The 17,329-nt window shown below is 53.1% G+C and carries 16 protein-coding genes and 1 pseudogene; 8 read left to right on the plus strand and 9 right to left on the minus strand.

Translation table 11 applies throughout. The annotated features are described in order from the left end of the window. A complete protein-coding gene (locus KO503_RS07640) occupies positions 1–1,695 on the minus strand; it encodes an ABC transporter permease (RefSeq protein WP_215990931.1) in 1,695 nt (564 codons plus the stop codon). A 4-nt stretch (positions 1,696–1,699) separates the two neighbouring features. Then, a complete protein-coding gene (locus KO503_RS07645; RefSeq protein WP_215990932.1) occupies positions 1,700–2,653 on the minus strand; it encodes an ABC transporter substrate-binding protein in 954 nt (317 codons plus the stop codon). Positions 2,654–3,224: 571 nt separating this feature from the next. Between KO503_RS07645 and KO503_RS07650 the strand changes: the two genes are divergently transcribed. From KO503_RS07650 to KO503_RS07660, 3 genes are all read left to right on the plus strand, one after another. Then, positions 3,225–4,241 (plus strand): TRAP transporter substrate-binding protein, encoded by a 1,017-nt coding sequence (locus tag KO503_RS07650; RefSeq protein WP_215990933.1) that lies wholly within the window; start codon positions 3,225–3,227, stop codon positions 4,239–4,241. 76 nt (positions 4,242–4,317) lie between these two features. Next, entirely contained in the window at positions 4,318–5,283 is a 966-nt protein-coding gene (gene denD, locus KO503_RS07655; RefSeq protein ID WP_215990934.1) for a D-erythronate dehydrogenase, read from the plus strand. Positions 5,284–5,292: 9 nt separating this feature from the next. After that, a complete protein-coding gene (locus KO503_RS07660; protein ID WP_215990935.1) occupies positions 5,293–6,048 on the plus strand; it encodes a FadR/GntR family transcriptional regulator in 756 nt (251 codons plus the stop codon). Here the strand turns inward: KO503_RS07660 and KO503_RS17895 are convergent. The 4 genes from KO503_RS17895 to KO503_RS07675 all read right to left on the minus strand — a co-directional run bounded on the left by KO503_RS17895 (position 6,045) and on the right by KO503_RS07675 (position 9,458). Continuing rightward, the gene (locus KO503_RS17895) at positions 6,045–6,176 is read right to left on the minus strand and encodes a hypothetical protein (protein ID WP_290122919.1); all 132 of its coding nucleotides are present in this window, start codon (positions 6,174–6,176) and stop codon (positions 6,045–6,047) included. The two genes, KO503_RS07660 and KO503_RS17895, sit on opposite strands and share 4 nt — an antisense overlap. Positions 6,177–6,405: 229 nt before the next feature. Next, positions 6,406–7,905 (minus strand): tripartite tricarboxylate transporter permease, encoded by a 1,500-nt coding sequence (locus KO503_RS07665; RefSeq protein ID WP_215990936.1) that lies wholly within the window; start codon positions 7,903–7,905, stop codon positions 6,406–6,408. Between the two features lie 7 nt (positions 7,906–7,912). Continuing rightward, positions 7,913–8,386, minus strand: coding sequence for a tripartite tricarboxylate transporter TctB family protein (locus tag KO503_RS07670; RefSeq protein ID WP_215990937.1), 474 nt, complete (start codon positions 8,384–8,386; stop codon positions 7,913–7,915). Positions 8,387–8,486: 100 nt separating this feature from the next. Continuing rightward, the gene (locus KO503_RS07675) at positions 8,487–9,458 is read right to left on the minus strand and encodes a Bug family tripartite tricarboxylate transporter substrate binding protein (RefSeq protein ID WP_215990938.1); all 972 of its coding nucleotides are present in this window, start codon (positions 9,456–9,458) and stop codon (positions 8,487–8,489) included. A 269-nt stretch (positions 9,459–9,727) separates the two neighbouring features. On the opposite strand from KO503_RS07675, the gene KO503_RS07680 reads away from it, so the two are divergent. Beyond that, positions 9,728–10,648 (plus strand): LysR family transcriptional regulator, encoded by a 921-nt coding sequence (locus tag KO503_RS07680; RefSeq protein WP_303504639.1) that lies wholly within the window; start codon positions 9,728–9,730, stop codon positions 10,646–10,648. A 137-nt stretch (positions 10,649–10,785) separates the two neighbouring features. Here KO503_RS07680 and KO503_RS07685 read toward each other — a convergent pair whose 3' ends face one another. Then, entirely contained in the window at positions 10,786–13,839 is a 3,054-nt protein-coding gene (locus KO503_RS07685) for an efflux RND transporter permease subunit (RefSeq protein ID WP_215990939.1), read from the minus strand. A gap of 8 nt (positions 13,840–13,847) precedes the next feature. Further along, entirely contained in the window at positions 13,848–14,894 is a 1,047-nt protein-coding gene (locus tag KO503_RS07690; protein WP_215990940.1) for an efflux RND transporter periplasmic adaptor subunit, read from the minus strand. 179 nt (positions 14,895–15,073) lie between these two features. Here KO503_RS07690 and KO503_RS07695 point away from each other — a divergent pair, with 179 nt between their 5' ends. Beyond that, complete coding sequence (locus KO503_RS07695; RefSeq protein WP_215990941.1) at positions 15,074–16,045, plus strand: AraC family transcriptional regulator; 972 nt, start codon at positions 15,074–15,076, stop codon at positions 16,043–16,045. A gap of 48 nt (positions 16,046–16,093) precedes the next feature. Here the strand turns inward: KO503_RS07695 and KO503_RS17900 are convergent, their stop codons facing one another. Continuing rightward, positions 16,094–16,438: an L-rhamnose mutarotase gene (locus KO503_RS17900; RefSeq protein ID WP_354667577.1), complete on the minus strand. Its 345-nt coding sequence runs from the start codon at positions 16,436–16,438 to the stop codon at positions 16,094–16,096. On the opposite strand from KO503_RS17900, the gene KO503_RS07705 reads away from it, so the two are divergent. From KO503_RS07705 to KO503_RS18005, 3 genes and pseudogenes are all read left to right on the plus strand, one after another. Then, entirely contained in the window at positions 16,365–16,682 is a 318-nt protein-coding gene (locus KO503_RS07705) for a transposase (protein ID WP_215990943.1), read from the plus strand. The genes KO503_RS17900 and KO503_RS07705 overlap by 74 nt on opposite strands. After that, complete coding sequence (locus KO503_RS07710) at positions 16,679–16,975, plus strand: hypothetical protein (protein ID WP_215990944.1); 297 nt, start codon at positions 16,679–16,681, stop codon at positions 16,973–16,975. The genes KO503_RS07705 and KO503_RS07710 overlap by 4 nt, the downstream gene beginning before the upstream one ends. Beyond that, positions 16,903–17,329: pseudogene (locus KO503_RS18005) on the plus strand (DDE-type integrase/transposase/recombinase); the annotation flags it as partial. The gene KO503_RS07710 and the pseudogene KO503_RS18005, both read left to right, overlap by 73 nt.

Below are 17,329 nucleotides of genomic sequence, written 5' to 3' on the forward strand. Positions count from 1 at the left end.
TCAGTGGCCTTTCTCGGGGCGCAGACTGTTGAGATAGTTTGCCAACGCGATGAAGCCGCCAGAGATCAAAACTGACACAAGGCTCATGGCCATTGCGGTGTTGACCGAACCTTGGTCGAATTGGTGGAACACAAAGGTTGAAACGGTTTCGAAACCGGGAGGCGTGAGTAAGAGTGATGTCACCAATTCGCGCGAGGCAATGGAAAATACGATAAAGCCAGAGGCAACGGACACACCAAGCAAAGCTGGGCCGTTGACGCGTAAAATCACCCCGAGATCGCTGGCCCCATAAACCACAGCCGCGTCCTGCATCGACATGGGCAATTGTCGCAAGGTGCTTGTGATCATACGCACCGGATATGGCAACATGATGCAGGTATAGGCCAATAGCATCACCCACCACGTATTATATGGTGTCCATGGCCAAAACGCTTGATTCCAAACGAGAATGAGCCCCACGGCGAGCGTCATAGCCGGAAGCGCATTGGGCAGGGTCAACAGAAAATCCAAGGGATCAGAGAGGACCGAACGCCAACGCACGATGAAAAACGCGGCCAGTATGCCGATCGTCACAGTGATCAGCGCTGTGACTGTGGCCAAATGCAGACTTGTTGCGATGGCGCTGAGCGCATCTTCATGGGTGGTGAACAGGGCTATAAAGGCATTAAAGTTCAGGTTAGACCAGACCAACCCGCCTGACATTCGTTGCATCATCGCGCTTAACAGGATGGACAAAAGCGGCAATGCCACAGCGACAAAAGCAAGACCACCAAGAGCGATATGACTTATCGTGGTGCCGACAGTGCCCAGTTGCGATTTGCGCCCTTGGCTTTGTACCTCATCCACACTTGTTGTGACCTGTTTTGTCAGGCGTAAATGCAAATAGTAAGCGCAAAGGGCTATCGCGATCAGGATCAAAGACAGGACAGAGGCTCCCGGCAAATCTATCGGCCAATCGCTAAGTTTTTCATGAATATAGGTCACGACGAAATCGATATCGGCCCGACGTCCGAGAATTTCAGCTGTGCCGAATTCTTCGACGGTCATGATAAACACAAGCAAATTGCTGGACACAATCGCTGTGCCGACCAGTGGCAAAACAATGCGAAACAGGCGTCGAACGGATGTCGCGCCAAACACGCGTGCGACTTCGTCATATCGCTGTCCGACGATCTGCAAAGCACTAGAGGTGGTAAAATAAACGACAGGGAACAGGTTCAATGCCATCACGACAACGATACCGAAAAAGCTATACAGCATCGCGCTGAGATTGAAGCCCAGCAGCTGTTCGATAAAGCCGTTGCGTTGTCCCAATTGAATCCACGCGAAAGCGCCCGTAAAGGGCGGGACCAAAAAAGGCACGAGAAACAGCACATCCCAGATCGCGCCACGCCGCCCAAGTTTGATCCGCAAAAGCGCGGCCGAGACAGCCAAGGCGGTTGAAAGCGCACACACAGACAGGGCCAGCGTTACTGAGTTGAATACAGCTTGCAATAATCTGGGATCATTAAGATGCGGCCCAAGATTGCTGAAAGGGCCGATGAATGACAGTTCGTTAAGTTTGGGGAAAATTGCAAAAAGAATGACGGCCAAGATGGGCAGCGCAACCACAACAAAAGCAAAGCCCATGGTTGCGAGAAAAAGGGAGGCGCGTAGCACGCCTCCCGAAGGTTTATGTGCCGAAATGGGCATCATCGACTTACTCAGTCGCCGCTGTGAACGCATCAATGGTGGCCTCGGCTTCTGCTGCGGCCTTAACATAGTCGAAATCGATCAATGCCAGCTCGTCCCAACCCGGACGTTTTGCTTTGACGTCTGTGCGGGCTGGAAGGATCATGCGATCAGCAACCAGCGCCTGACCTTCTTCGGAGAGAACGAAATCCATAAATTGTTTCGCCTCATCAGCTTGGTCGGTGGAGGCTGGGATCATGATTGGACGCGGGGCCAGAACTGTGCCGCTTTCAGGGTAGACAACTTCGATGGCTTCGCCCGCAGCCTTTTGGCCAATCGCGATGTAGTCAACCGCGCCAAAGACAACGCCGCGTGCACCTGATAAAACAGGGTTCAAAGCGGCCGCATTCGCGCCGGGCACGATCATACCATTGGCTTTTAGGTCAGAGATCAGTTGCCACGCCGCATCGCCATCTTGGCTGGCCAGACCTTGCACCAAAGAAAGCGCCGCGCCTGAGGCTGCTGGATCAGGCATGGTCACCATATCTTTATAAGCTTCATCGGTCAGGTCGGACCACTCAGCGGGCGCAGGCATGTCCAATGTGGTGTTGTACACCATCGCAATGGCGGCGGCACCTTGGGCCACATAGTCTTCGGTTTTGAGCGAATCTGGCACAGTCATCGCATTTTCCGAGGCATAGGGCAGCAATTCACCTGCAGCACTCAACGTGATGGCATGGCCCCACGAGGCAGAGATAAGAACATCTGCTTGTGGGTTGGCTTTTTCCGCCTCATAGCGGGCCATCACTTTGCCAGACGTCGATTGAAACAGGTTTACTGCGATGCCAGTCTTGGCGGTAAAAGCTTCTGCGAGAGCGGCAGACAGAGGTTTCGGGCCTGCGCTATAGACGGTCAAGTCGTCTGCTGTAACGGCAGTTGCGGCCATCATAGCGATGAAGGATGTCGCGAGCGTACGGATCATGGGATGTTCCTTTAAGGGGGCGAAGAGACAAAAGAGAAAGTGTTCGTTACGCTTTTTTATGCGAGACGCCATCTCAGCCAGCAATACTCGGCATTCGAAAATTCCGTCAAAACCGTCCCACTAAACGGGACAAGATGATCCCCCCTACCAGATAATTGTAACAATTTTTTAAAGGATAATCGTGAAAAATAAGGGCAATATGCGGACTTTTACAAAATCCACCGCATCAAACGCCCCCACTGAGCCACCCATTCAACAAAGATAATCGTGCCGATTTTTGTAACACTTTTATGACAGGTTCAGCATGTACCCTTAAACCAAGCCTCTCGTCGCGCAGGAGATAGGTCCATCGCCTTAGCTTCTACAAAACAGAACGCGATAGCCACTCGAAGCGCTATCGCTACGACACCTCAGTCATAAGGCAAACCTCCATGCCCCATATTTTGAGCCCCCCCCCTATGACCCGCGCAGTGGTAGAACTTGAATTGAAACTTTATTGTATAATTGTCTGGCAATCTAACAAGGCTTGATTATAGTACCCGTGTTGATGAAACATATTTTGGGGGACATAATGTCGAAATCACTCACCGCTCTTCTTGCAAGCTCTATGCTTTTAACCGGAGGCGCATCCGCGCAGACCATCCTTCGCATTCAAACACACCAGTCGCCAGAATCCACCTCTGGCCAACTTGTGAAAGAATTCGTAAATCAGGTCGAAACCATGTCGGATGGATCGCTAGACATCGAAATGTATTACAGCTCGGCGGTTGTCGCCTCAGCTGAGACATTCTCAGCCGCGATCAACGGCGTTCTTGACTGCGACATGACCAACCCAAGCTATCAAACGGGCGTCAATCCAGCCTATCAATTCGCAGCAGATACCATGGGCGGCTATGATACGCCGGTAGAGTTTCTGACATGGGTTTCCTTCGGCGGTGGCCGCGAGGCCATGAACGAATTGTATCACGCCAGCGGTATGGAGTTCATTGGAGCCTATCTGGGAGGACAGGAATCAATGAGCTCATCCAAACCGTTGAATGGGATCGAGGATCTGAAAGGTTGGAAATTCCGTTCACCTCCGGGCATGGAAACAGAAATCTTCGCAGAGCTTGGCTCAGCCCCAGTGGTCATGGACTTTACCGAAATCTTCACCGCACTCGAAACGGGCATCATTGATGGGGCAGACGCGTCTACTTTGGCCAATAACGTCGGCTTGGGCATCTACGATGTGGTGAAACACACCACCTACCCCGGCTTTCATTCGATGAGTTCAGATCACCTTGCCTGTAACAAAGCCGTTTGGGACGGGCTGGACCCATCGCAACAAGCGATCCTGACAACCGCGATGGATTCACTTGCGTTGAAACTGATGATGCGGACGACCCTTGAGAATGGCGAAGCCTTGACGCAGTTGCCCGAACTTGGTGTGACCTTTTATGATTGGTCCGCAGAGGACCGCGCCGCGTTCCGCGAAGCTGCTGTCAGCCGTTGGGATATCTGGGGTGCGAAAACACCTGAGGCGCAAGCGATGGTCGATAGCCACAAGGCGTTCTTAGCGCGCATCGGTCTTGGCCCACAGGCAGACTAACCAATTTGGGGCCGTCACTACAATTGACGGCCCTCTTTACTTCTCCTCACTTTACAATTCTAGGAAAACGACCCAAATGCACGTGACGATCATTGGCGGCGGCGGCTTTATTGGCCGCAAAACAGCACAAAACCTTGCCCGCGAAGGCAGCCTGCGCGGGCAACCCATTCAATCGTTGACGCTTGCAGATATTGCCGCACCTGACACGCTTGAGGCGCCGTTTCCCGTTAAAACAACGGCCTGCGACATCACCGACCGCGCATCCATCGATCAATTGATCACCGCCGACACGGACGTGATTTTCCACTTTGCGGCTGTCGTCTCTTCGCATGCAGAGGAAGATTTTGAAGTCGGGATGAAAGTCAATCTGGACGGGACGCTCAACATACTTGAACGGTGCCGCATGCTCGGCACATGTCCCGTTGTTGTCTTTACATCATCACTTGCTGTGTTCGGTGGCGAGGTCCCTGACCCGATCACCGATCACACCATTCCCAATCCGCAAACCAGTTACGGCATGCAAAAGGCCATCGGCGAGCTGTTGCTGAATGACTATTCCCGTAAAGGCTATGTCGATGGGCGTGGGTTCCGTCTTCCGACGATTTCCGTGCGACCAGGCAAGCCCAATCGCGCGGCCTCTTCCTTTATGTCCTCCATCATCCGCGAGCCGTTGAATGGCGAACCTGCGATCTGTCCTGTTGATGAGGATCAAGAACATTTCTACCTGTCGCCACGACGCTGTGTCGAAAACCTGATCAAAGGGGCCGAACTGGGCGCCGCAGATTTGGGTCAACAGCGCTGCATGACCTTGCCTGGTCAGCGCCTGTCGATACGGCAGATGATTGACGCGCTGACAGCCGTCGCTGGACCAGAACCCGCGAAACTGATTAAATGGGAGGCACAACCAGACATTGCCACTATCGTTCGCGGCTGGCGCTTTGACTACAGGTTTGACAAGGCATTGGCTCTGGGGTTGAAAGCGGATACCAGCTTTGAAGACAATGTCCGTTACTATATGGAAGACGATCTTCCGAACACCTAAGGCACATATATGCTGAATCCTATCGTTCAAACACCCCGCTATCGCCTTGTAGCAGACGAGATCGCCGCGCGTATTCGCGCTGGCGATCTTCCACTTGATAGCAAAATGCCAGCGGATAAAGACCTTGTTGAACAACTTGGCGTCAGCCGCACCACGGTGCGCGAGGCCATGATTGCGCTAGAATTGATGGGCTATGTCGTCACCCGATACGGGGCTGGGGCTTTTGTTACGCGCACCCTACCCGACGCGCAGATCGAAACATCTGGCCTGCCAGGCTATTTTGAACTGGTCGAAGCACGCTTTGTAATCGAGCCTGAAATTGCATCAATCGCCGCAGCACTGATCACCCCGGTCGAGATCGCCCAACTTGAGCGCTGCGTCGAAGGCATGTGTGCCACAACAGCCAGCCTTGACCAGATTGAAGCTTTCGACAGCGAATTTCACCTGACCGTTGCGCGCTCGACTGGCAATACGGTCTTTGTGTCCGTCGTCAAAGACTTTTGGCGCGTGCGTCAGCGTTATCCGGAATGGACCCGGTTGAACAACCGACAAAGCCTTGATGACATTGCACAATTTTCGCGCGACGAACACATGGCCATCGTAAACGCATTGGCAGCACATGACGCCAAAGGCGCGCGCGCTGCGATGGCATTGCATTGTCGCAATTCCGGACGACCGCTGCTTGAACGCTGGCAGTTGCTTGAAGGCGAAACAAGCACTGAGGACGTTTTCAAACGCCTGAGACAACGCGCCAAAGAAGATTAAACCGCTTCGACCTTGCAACCAACAGCATTAGACTTTCCAAGCGCCAACATCGCAATGCTGGCGATTTTTTTGATTGGCATCCCAGTTTCCTGCTCACGCAATACTGCCGCCTTCAGATAGAATTCCATCAGCCCCCCCCCCTGACAAATGACCTCTCATCGATTTTAATCGCTGCCATAAGATAACTGGTTGGCCTAACGCACAGAAGAAGCGCTAGAACGATCTCCGTGCGGCGTGATTTGCGGAACGGGCAAATTGGCAAAATCGGCATAGTATCAAAAACATACAGCCCGAAACCAAAAATGGATCGGGCTGTATGTTCTTGGTTTTGATCCTAAACTATCTCTGAGAGTGCTCTCAAGTTAGGCTTTGTCTGGCACTGCGACGGTGCAACAGCCACAGAACCAACGGAATCGTCCAGATCGCGATGGAAAACAGACCAAGCCCTGCGGCAATCGGGCGTTCAAAAAAGGCAAGAAAACTGCCGTCAGATTTGATCATTGATGTGACGAAATTCTGCTCCAACATCGGTCCTAAAACCAATCCCAAAATCGCAGGCGCGATCGGGATATCATTTTCTTCCATCAAGAAGCCGATGACACCGAAGAACAACATCAAGCCGATCCCGAAGACCGAATTGTTGATGGCAAAAGACCCGACCATACAGAACATCAAAATCACAGGCATCAACACTTTTTGCGGAATAGACAAAACGTGGCGCGCGCCTTTGATCGCGATCCAGCCCAGCGGCAGCATGATCACATTGGCCAGCAAGAATACGATGAACACCGCATAGATCATTTCCGGCTGGGTGATGAACACCATCGGCCCCGGATTGATGCCTTTGATGTATAGAACACCGATCACGATTGCAGTAATGGAATCGCCAGGGATGCCGAAGACAAGCGCCGGTATCCACGCACCGCTCATGGCACCGTTGTTTGAGGCGCCCGCCTCGACCAAGCCTTCGACATGACCTTTGCCAAATTTCTCAGGGGTTTTTGAAAATTTCTTACTGATGGCGTATGAAATCCAAGCCGCGATATCAGCCCCAGCACCGGGCAGCGCACCAATGGCGGTGCCTAAAACACTGCCGCGCAACGCCTGTACAGGATAGGTCACAAGATTGGTTGCTTGCTGGCGAAAGATGCTTTTGCCCGAGGTCGAAGGCGGACGCACATCACTGGCGCGTTTAATAAAGGCGCGGATGACTTCGGACACAGCAAACAGGCCGATCATAGCGGGAATGAACTGCACCCCGCCCATCATCTCGACGGAGCCAAAGGTGTAGCGCGGTACAGCTGCAGGATTGTCTAAGCCAACCGTGGCCGCAAACAACCCGATGAAGAGCGCAATAAGCCCACGCGCAGGGGACCCGGGCGAGATGAACACAGCACAGGACAGGCCCAGAACCACCAGCCAAAAATATTCAAACGATGAAAACTTTAAAGCGATTTCAGCCAAGACGGGCGAGGCCGAAATCAGCACAAGGGTGCCAAAAATGCCACCGATTGATGAAAACACCAATGAGGCACCAAGGGCTGCTTCGGGACGACCTTGTCGCGTCATCGCATAGGCGTCTTGCACATAGGCAGCACTGGCTGGCGTGCCAGGCATACGCAGCAAAGTACCGGGGATATCCCCCGCAAAAATAGCCATAGCCGTGGCCGTAACGATAGTGGCAATGGCAGGCACGGGATCCATGAAAAAGGTCACAGGCACCAGAAGCGCTGTGGCCATGGTTGCGGTTAGGCCCGGAATGGCCCCGACAAACATACCAAAGGCGGCAGCGCCAAAGATCACCAGCAGGACATAGGGTTGGAACACAAGGTTCGCAGCTTCGATCACAATTGACATGAAAATTTCACCAAAAGAAGTTCAAGAAATCACTGCGTGGCAGCGGGACGAGCAAAAGTTTGCCAAAGCTTTGCTGGATGACAACAGACGTTATGGCAGACACAATAATCGCGGTTGGAATGCGCACCCCAAGGATCAGCATCGCCACCAGCATCACACAAAAGGCTGTGGGTAAAAAGCCAAGCAACGGCGAGACGACGATATAGGCCACAATCAGTCCCAACACTGCAAACATACGCAGCACAGCCCCACCACTGCGGGTCCATTCCGCCAGTTGCAACCCAGGCAAGCGTTCCCCCGCAATGACGGCTTTGGTGATCATGAAGATCCCCACAAGACCTGTCACAAAAGCGATGGCACGCGGCATTGTGCCTGCGCCGTAGTCCTGTCCGGGGATCGCGTGAAAATTTATCGCCGAGAGATAAATCGCGATCCCTCCCAGCAGGGTCAATAAACCCAAAGTCAGATCGGTGACGCGCATCCTGTGTCCTGTCGTTGGTCGTTATTTGAAGTACCGCCGCCGATATAACGGCGACGGCGGTGGCTTTTATGTCTGGCGAAGCCCGTTATTGGGCGGCCATTTATTCAGCCGCGAGGCCTGCTTTTGTCATGACGTCACCAAAGACAGCATCATCTGCCGCCACGATGGATGTCGCATCATCGCCTTTCGCCCAACGCAGACCGAAACCACGATCCTTCATAAAGTCCTGATAAGCGTCTGAATGATACGCCGTCTCGATTGCATCCATCAGTTTGACTTTCACGTCTTCAGGCAAGCCCGCAGGGGCGGCGACAGACCGCCAAACGGCGACATTCCAATCAGAACCTGTGGATTCCGCCAATGTAGGAACATCAGGAAAAGCATCTTGGCGATCAGCAGACATCGTCGCCAGTGGCACAACGCGCTTGGCATCAATCATAGACCGACCTTCGGCCAGTGATGACGGCACAATATCGACGCCGCCTGCAACCATGTCAGTCAAGCCCGGTGCAGCCCCTTGGCTGGGCACGAATGTCACGTGATCAGGAGCCAAACCTTCAGACAGCAACCAGCCTGCAAGTCCGACATGCCAAATGCCACCCTGCCCTGTGCCTGAGGCTTTGAATGTGCCCGCGGGTTCGCTTTTGATTTTTTCCAGCAACGCTTCGACGCTGTCATAGCCCGCATCTGCGGACACCATAACCCCACCGGGATCGGAGTTGACGATGGCCAGAACATCGAAGTCTTCATAGGTCAGATCAGTCAAGCCCTGCCAATGCATCATGTCGATTTCGATGGTCATGATGCCGATGGTATAGCCATCTGGATCAGCGTTGGCGATGGCACTGTGCCCCACAACGCCCGATCCGCCAGTGCGGTTCACCACGTTGACCGGAACACCAAGTTCTTTTTGAATTTCAGCGCCCAGCAAACGGCCCACCGCGTCGGTGCCACCCCCCGCACCCCAAGGCACGATCATCTGAATGGGACGCTCGGGGTACTCTTGTGCCCATGCGGCACCAGTCATGGCCATCAGGCCCCCAACAGCTGCGATAGTTTTGATAAATTTCATTTTAATCCTCCTCTTTTACGATACCTAGCGGTCCTTTCGCACCTACGGCACGAACGGCCGTAAAACGGTACTGAAGGACGCATAACTCGGGTGAACAGCACACCAACAGGGCGCGCAAAATGCACGGCTTATCCTGTTGTTCTAACGGTATTTACTGGTCTCCCAACCCTCTCCTCACCGTTGACAGTACCCCGCTGCGTGATAACGTCCAATGAATAAATACGTCTCTGCGATCGCGAAAGGCGATCGCTATGAAAGGTCAATAAAGCGTGAAACGAGATATAACAGCCAACCTAAAAGTGCGGCATATGGCGCTGATTGTGGCCTTGGCCGACCACGGCACCACACATCGGGCTGCAGACACGTTGAACATGACACAATCCACTGCATCCAAGATGCTGCGCGACGTCGAAGATATTTTTGAAGCTGCCCTGTTTGAACGCAAACCGCGCGGCATGGAACCGACGCCATTGGGGGCGTTTGTTATCGCAAATGTTCGGGCGCAACTGTCGCGACTGCAAAAGTTTTCCGATGAATTCCAAGAGCGTCGTGCCGGTGGATATGGCACCCTTTCAGTGGGCGCTATCACAGGCGCCGCCCCAGACATTGTGGCGCGATCCGTGGCCGAAATTAAACGCAAACGCCCGCAACTTATGGTATCCTTGCATGGTGAAACCAGCGATGACATTCTTGATCAACTTGAGACAGGCGGACTGGATCTTGCAGTGGGACGGTTTAGCACAGAGCGGCATCGTCATGTGTTTACATTCGAACTGCTCGCTGAAGAACGGCTGATCGTCGTCGCACGGACGGGCCATCCCCTTCAACGTGAGGGGGTGATGCAACTGGCAGATCTGACTGAATGTTCTTGGATATTACAACCTCTGTCAAACCCTTCACGTCAAGTGCTTGACGCCGCACTGAATGAAGCTGGATTGGGCCGCCTTACAGATACGATAGAATGTTCCTCGATCTTGCTCATCCTAAACCTTGTACAAGCCTCTGACGCCGTAGCACTGCTGCCTGAGGCTGTTGTGGATGCACATATAAAGGCCGGTCTTTTCACGACCCTTGCCATACAACCGGACATCCGGCTCACTGGATTTGGACTGGTGACACGGCGAAAAGAAACGCAAAGCGAGGCCGCCTTGGAATTTTGCAATATCTTACGGTCACGGGCCAATCTTTAAGGTCAACGCACGAGATTGCGACGCCACAGATCAGGCCACGCACGACACAAATTTCCGGCTTGTATTTGACATGCCCCGCAAGACGTATCGAAGACCCTTGGGCTTTCAACACGCTTGCGGTTTGGCGACAAGTGCGGCTATGCAGCGACCGCTGCAGTGTCATTTCCTCGCCCTTTCGACGATTTAAAGAACACATAATACAAAACCGGCGCCGCGATCATTGTCAGAACAGAGGCAAAGGCCAATCCGCCCATGATCGTCGCAGCCATCGATTGAAAGAATGCATCCCAAAGCAGTGGCAACATCCCCAAGATCGTCGTTGCTGCCGCCAGAAATACCGGTCGCAAACGTGATGTTGACGCCGAAACAATAGCGTCTTCCAGTGGCATATCAGGGTCGGCTTTTCGTATGAGGTCGATCTCTTCCACCAATACAATTCCGTTTTTGATCAACATCCCAGAAAGCGACAACAAACCAAGCAGCGCGGTGAAGGTGAATGGCAATCCCGTGCCCAATAACGCGAGGCTGACACCGTTGACTGACATAGGCACCAACAACCAGATGATGATCGGCTGACGTAAGGCGTTGAACAAAAGCACCGTGATCAGCACCATAATGATCATACTCATCGGAAGCTGTGTCCCCAAAGAGGCCTGCGCGTCGGTTGAGCTTTCGTATTCACCGCCCCATTCCATAGAATACCCATCCGGCATTTCCATGTCTTCGATGGTGGCGCGCACTTCTGCCAAGACCTCGGTTGCAGTCATGCTGCGCGGAATATCCGCACCGACAGTGATGACATTCGCACTGTCACGACGAAACACCAGCGTGTCCTGTGCCTCAAACCTGAAGCCGTCGATCACCTGCGCCATCGGCACCAGTTCGCCATTGCTTTCGGAATAGATGCTGTGATCCATCAACGACAAATCCGCATCCCGCGCGGTGCGCAGGATTATGGGAATTTGGCGATCACCCTCGCGAAATACACCCGAAGTGGTCCCCTCTGTCGCGAACTGCAACGTGCTGGTGATGTCTGAGCGTGAAATGCCGGCCTCCTGAGCGCGGTCTTCAGCATAGATCGGGCGCAGCACCAGTTCTTTCTCGCGCCAATCATAGCGTGGAGAGATGATATTGGCGGACGCGACGCGCAGACGTGTGACGGCCTCGTCTGACAAATCCCGCAGCACTTCTGGATCAGCACCGGAGAAGCGCACCTCAATCGGGGCACCGCCACCGGGACCAAAAGCCAGACGTTTGACACGAAACTCACCTTGCGGAACAGCCTCTAGCGCAAAGGCCTCTAAATCATCCATTTCGTCCTGAATGACGTCCAGCGAGGTGACGCGCACGATAAGATGGCCATAGCTTGGGTTCGGATCTTCGCTTTCATAGGTCAGCATAAAACGCGAGGCGCCCATGCCCGAATAGGACGTAACGGCAACCACATCGTCACGCTCAACCAACCAATTTTCAAGCGTTTTCATGTCGTTAGATGTCTGATCGATCCCTGCGCCTTGAGGCAGCTTGTAGTTCACAAAGTATAGCGGTGTGTTGCTGTCTGGGAAAAACTGCTGCTTGATTTGGCCAAACAGCCCATAGCAAACCACCGTTGTGCCAATCAGCGCGACAAGAACCAACCAGCGCAATTTGAGGCTGGCGCGCAAGACATTGGCATAGCCACGAAAGATGAATCCGTCATAGCCCGCGCTTGCTCCTTCTTCGCCTTGGCGGAAAAAATAGTGCCCCAACAAAGGCGTCACAGTGATCGCCAAGACCCAAGACAGCATCAATGAGATGCCGATCACAGCAAAGAGAGAAAACAGAAATTCGCCGGTTGCATCAGGACTAAGCCCGATCCCCGCAAAGGCCATGATGCCGATCACAGTGGCCCCCAGCAATGGGATTTGCGTCTTGCTGGCAGCCTCTGTCGAAGCTTCGCGAGAGGTTTGACCGCGCTGCATATTGATCTGCATGCCTTCGGCCACAACAATCGCGTTATCAACCAGCATCCCCATGGCGATGATCAACGCGCCGAGCGAAATACGTTCCATTTCAATCGACCCAAGCGCCATGAAAAACAAAGTGCCGACAACAGTCAGCAACAGCGTTGCCCCCACAACCATTGACGCACGCCAGCCCATGAAAATTGCCAGAACGACAATCACAATCGCCACCGACATGGCGAGGTTCACCAAAAAGGTGTTGGATGCGTCTTCGACGACGACGTGTTGCTGGTAAATTGGTGAAATCGTGATACCGACAGGAATAGAGCGCTTGAGCTGTTCCAGTTTTGCGTCAACGGCATGGCCAACTTCGACAATGTTTTCTGTCGAAAGCCCCGCAACGCCAAGACTGAAGGCTTCTACACCGTTGTGGCGCAAAATGAGGTCTGGGGTGTCTTCGCGTCCGCGATATACATTGGCGAAATCCGACAAGTTTACGATTTGTCCGCTGACCCCAACCGCAAGCGCCGCAATGGCGGAAACGCTATCTGACCCGTCAGGGCGTTGAATAAGGGTGCGGCCCTCATCATCTTGAATAGACCCGCCATCGACAATTTCATCCGCATTCGCAAGCGCAGCCTGTATCGTCGCAGGCGGAATGCCAAGCGACGTGGATATCGCCAAATTCGGCTCCACATAAATGCGTTCATTTGGTTGCCCTGAAATCACAGCATCCGCCACGCCATCAACGGACAGCACTTCGCGCCGTAAGTAATCGGCAAGATCATTTATTTCGCGATCACTGAATCCAGGTGCGGTTATCGCATAGTAAAGCCCGTAAACATCCCCAAAACTGTCGTTGATATAAGGCGTGGTCGCCCCGCTGGGCAACGCGGCCTCGCCCACCCTATTGCGCAGTTTTGTCCAGATCGTCGGCAGTTCACTCCCGTCGTAGTGATCTTCCATCTCAACAGTAACCCATGACAAGCCAGGCTGGTTCATGGTTTCAATCAACTTGACCTCACCCATCTTTTGAATCGCGGATTCGATGGGTTCTGACACTTCAGTCGCAACCTCTTCCGCGGAAGCACCAGGATATTGAGTGACAACAATCGCTGTTTTGATTGTAAAAGCCGGATCTTCCAGCCGACCAAGCGAGGAAAACCCCCAAGTGCCCCCCAGCAGGCACATCAGGATCACGATCCAAGTGAAAATCGGGTTGTTGATTGAGTAACGCGCGATATCCATGATTTTTCTCAATCCCCGAAACCAGTGAAGCGACGCACATCTTGGCCGTCTGTCAAGGTAGATGCGCCCACGGTGACAATGTCTTGCCCGACCTCAAGTCCAGTCACGATTTCGATCTCGCCATTCTCCGTGGCAGCGATTTCAACCGCTGTCGTTGTCACGTGCCCCTCTCTTTCGCCCGTCGGCGTGAAGACCATGACAGAGGTGCCGCCGTCGTTCCCAATGACAATGGCAGACGCAGGCACAGTTATGCGGGCCTCATCTGCCAGTGAAATCGCTGTGACCTTGGCGGACGATCCCGGCCAGACTGTCAGATCATCCCGTGGCGCCATGCCAAGGGTGATTGAATACGTCTGTCCAACGGATGCGGTTTCGGCGTTCACTTCTCTTATTTCAAGGGGGTACTGATTCGGATGCCCCGTAAATTCGGCATAAATCTCTACGTTCGGGTTCCGTCCTGCCTGCTGGAACAATGTCTCGGACACTTCGATTTCAATCCGCAAGTCGGACATATCGTGTAACCGCACAACCGGCGTTCCAGCACCCGTTGTGGAAAAATTCGGCACCAGACGTGACGCGACCAGTGCATCAAAGGGCGCGTGTAACGTGGCCTGCTCTAGCGCGCGTTCCGCATTACGCATGGCAACGTTCGCCAACTTGACATCAGTTTCTGCATCTTGCACGGCTGTTTGGCTCACCGCGCTTCCTTCCAGTCGGCGATACCGTTCCAGAGTGCGCAGAGCCTGATCCCTGTTCAGGCGAGCCTCTTCAAGGGACAGCTCGAACGGAACAAGATCAAGGCTGGCAACCAGTCCGCCTTTGGGCACATCCGCGCCTTCATCCAATGGAAAATCGACAATCTGCCCCTGAACTTGAAACGCTAAATCTACAGTTTCCCGTGCGACGACATTACCAAAGAAAGTCCGCTTAAAGCCGCCCCCCGATGCCTCAACGGCTTCAATCTTGACGATGGGCGTTTGCGCGTTACTCAGATTGGGGAATGCCAAGGTAAAAGCAATCGCGACTATCCGTACCGCAACATATAACCGTTTCATTTTGAGCCTTTCTTGATGAGGCAATACATCGGGTATGATTCCCGAAAGCCAAACTGCATTGATCGATTCAGTTACGCCTCAACACTTGAACCGTCTTGACATTTAAGGACAAAAAACTGTCTTTTAAGGACATGAACCACGTAATTCGAGCCGCCGCCCTCAGGGGATATCAAGATGTCATGCACGAATTAGGCGTTTCGCCAACCCGCTTACTGGAGCAATTCGAACTTAACGAAGCATTGTTAAGTGATGACGATGCACTCTTACCCATGGTGTCTGTCTGCGGCCTATTGGAAGCCAGCAGCATTGCAACGCAATGTGGCGATCTCGGCTTGCGCATCGCGCAACATCAAGACGTCAGTGTTTTGGGTATTCTTGGGCTCGTATTAAAGACAGCCAGCACCCCAGCGCAAGCCTGTGACATCATTTCGCGTTTCACGTTTATTCAGGGCACTGCGCTGCGGATCGAAGTGCAAGATCCAGGCAACATTATACCTGACTCCATTTCTATCAACATCTCTGTCGATGGGGTTGCGGCACCAATTCAGCGTCAGGTTCTTGAATTAATCCTCGGCATGAGTTTTCAAATTGGAAAGATGCGGAGTCCGTTTGGCCAAAACGTCGTGGCCGTTTCTGTGCCACACAGCTTAGGCGCATTGGCGACACGCCATCGGCAATTCTTTGGAATCCCAGTGTTGGAGAACCAACTCTATGCCGCGCTTCATTTCGATGTTGCGGGATGGAACACCCCAGTTGAAGATGCAGATCCACACGTGAACCAAATGCTCAAAGACCATCTTGAGCGAAACTTTCCGGTTCCAATGCAAAGCTATACAAACCGCGTGCGCGTGGCGCTACGCCCGTTGATTGGAACCCCGCAAGCCAATCGCGAAGATGTCGCGCGCATCCTCGCCATTCACCCAAGAACCCTGCACAGACGGCTTCATGCCGAAAACATCAGTTTTCAGGATATCAAAGACACAATTCGGAAAGAATTGGCTTTAAAATATCTAACAGAAACAAACGCGTCTCTTACTCAACTCTCATCGCTGCTTGGTTTTCCCGAGCAATCCGCACTCTCGCGGGCCTGTAAAAAATGGTTCGATTTATCACCCAATGCCATACGCAAGGGTCTTAGGTCGGCACTCTAGCGCATAGAGTTAAGTGAGTTTATACGTCATTTTGTGCAGACTTAATGGTCACTCAAGGTGGAAAACTTCAATCATGTCCGCCCAGCCATCATCGTCACTCGACAGGCCGATCTGCATAGGACCACAGATCGCCAACCATTTTTGCATGGCTGGAGACGCATCCAATGCCGCCTGATCAGCGGCCCAGTCTTGTCCGTGGGACTCCCAATGGCCAAACAATATGTTCTCAGGCCGACGCAGATATATCGTATACTGAAGTGGTCCGGCAAAACTGGACAGCGTGCTAAGGTGTATCCAACCATGAAGACAGGATACACAAATGACGAAGAGACGCAGTTTTTCAGACAAGTTTAAGGCCACAGTAGCGCTTGAGGCGCTTCGTGGAGATCGCACAGCGCAAGAGATTGCAGCCAAGCACAAGGTTCATCCAACACAGGTGACGACATGGAAGCGGCAGGCCATTGATGGGCTGACGGGCGTGTTTTCTGACAAGGTCCAGAGAACGGAAGACAACGAGGCTGAAGTCAAAGAGCTTCATGCGAAGATCGGCAAATTGGCGGTTGAAAATGATTTTTTGTCACAAGGGCTGAAGTATTACCGAAAGGGTATTGCGCAGCAATGTCCCGAAAGGCGATGAGCCTGACCGAACGCAAGGCGTTGATCAACGCTGACCGCACAGACCTGAGCTTGACGAAACAGTGCAAGTTGCTGAAGATCAGCCGGTTGTCGCTGTATTACACGCCGGTTGGTGTGAATGCTGAGACGCTGAAACTGATGAATGAAATTGACCGGGTGTTTACGAAGTACCCGTTCTTCCCCTTTCGGGATTATGCTGCGCATAACCCTGTCGGGCAGTGGGCAGTCGCCAGATTGCGGCCTATCTGCCCCGAAATGGGTTCCATGCGGGTCGCCACCGTGTGCGCCGACTAATGGGTCTCATGGGATTACAGGCCATATACAAAGGGCCTAACACCAGCAAGAAGCACCCGCAGCACCGCATTTATCCGTACCTTTTGAGGAAGTTGCCGATCACGCGGCCAAACCACGTTTGGTGCAGCGACATCACCTACATTCCAGTGCGCCGTGGGTTCTTGTATCTGGTCGCGATCATGGATTGGGCCACGCGCAAGGTAGTAGCATGGCGGCTCTCGAACAACGAGACCTTGTCCGCCATTGGTCTGAGGACAATGGTCGAGTGGACGCCAGCTTCTGCGTTGAGGCATTGAACGAGGCCATCGCAAAATATGGTAAGCCGGAGATCATGAATACAGATAGTCATATGAT

It is taken from the genome of Pacificibacter marinus (assembly GCF_018860505.1).
GTDB lineage: Bacteria > Pseudomonadota > Alphaproteobacteria > Rhodobacterales > Rhodobacteraceae > Celeribacter > Celeribacter marinus_B.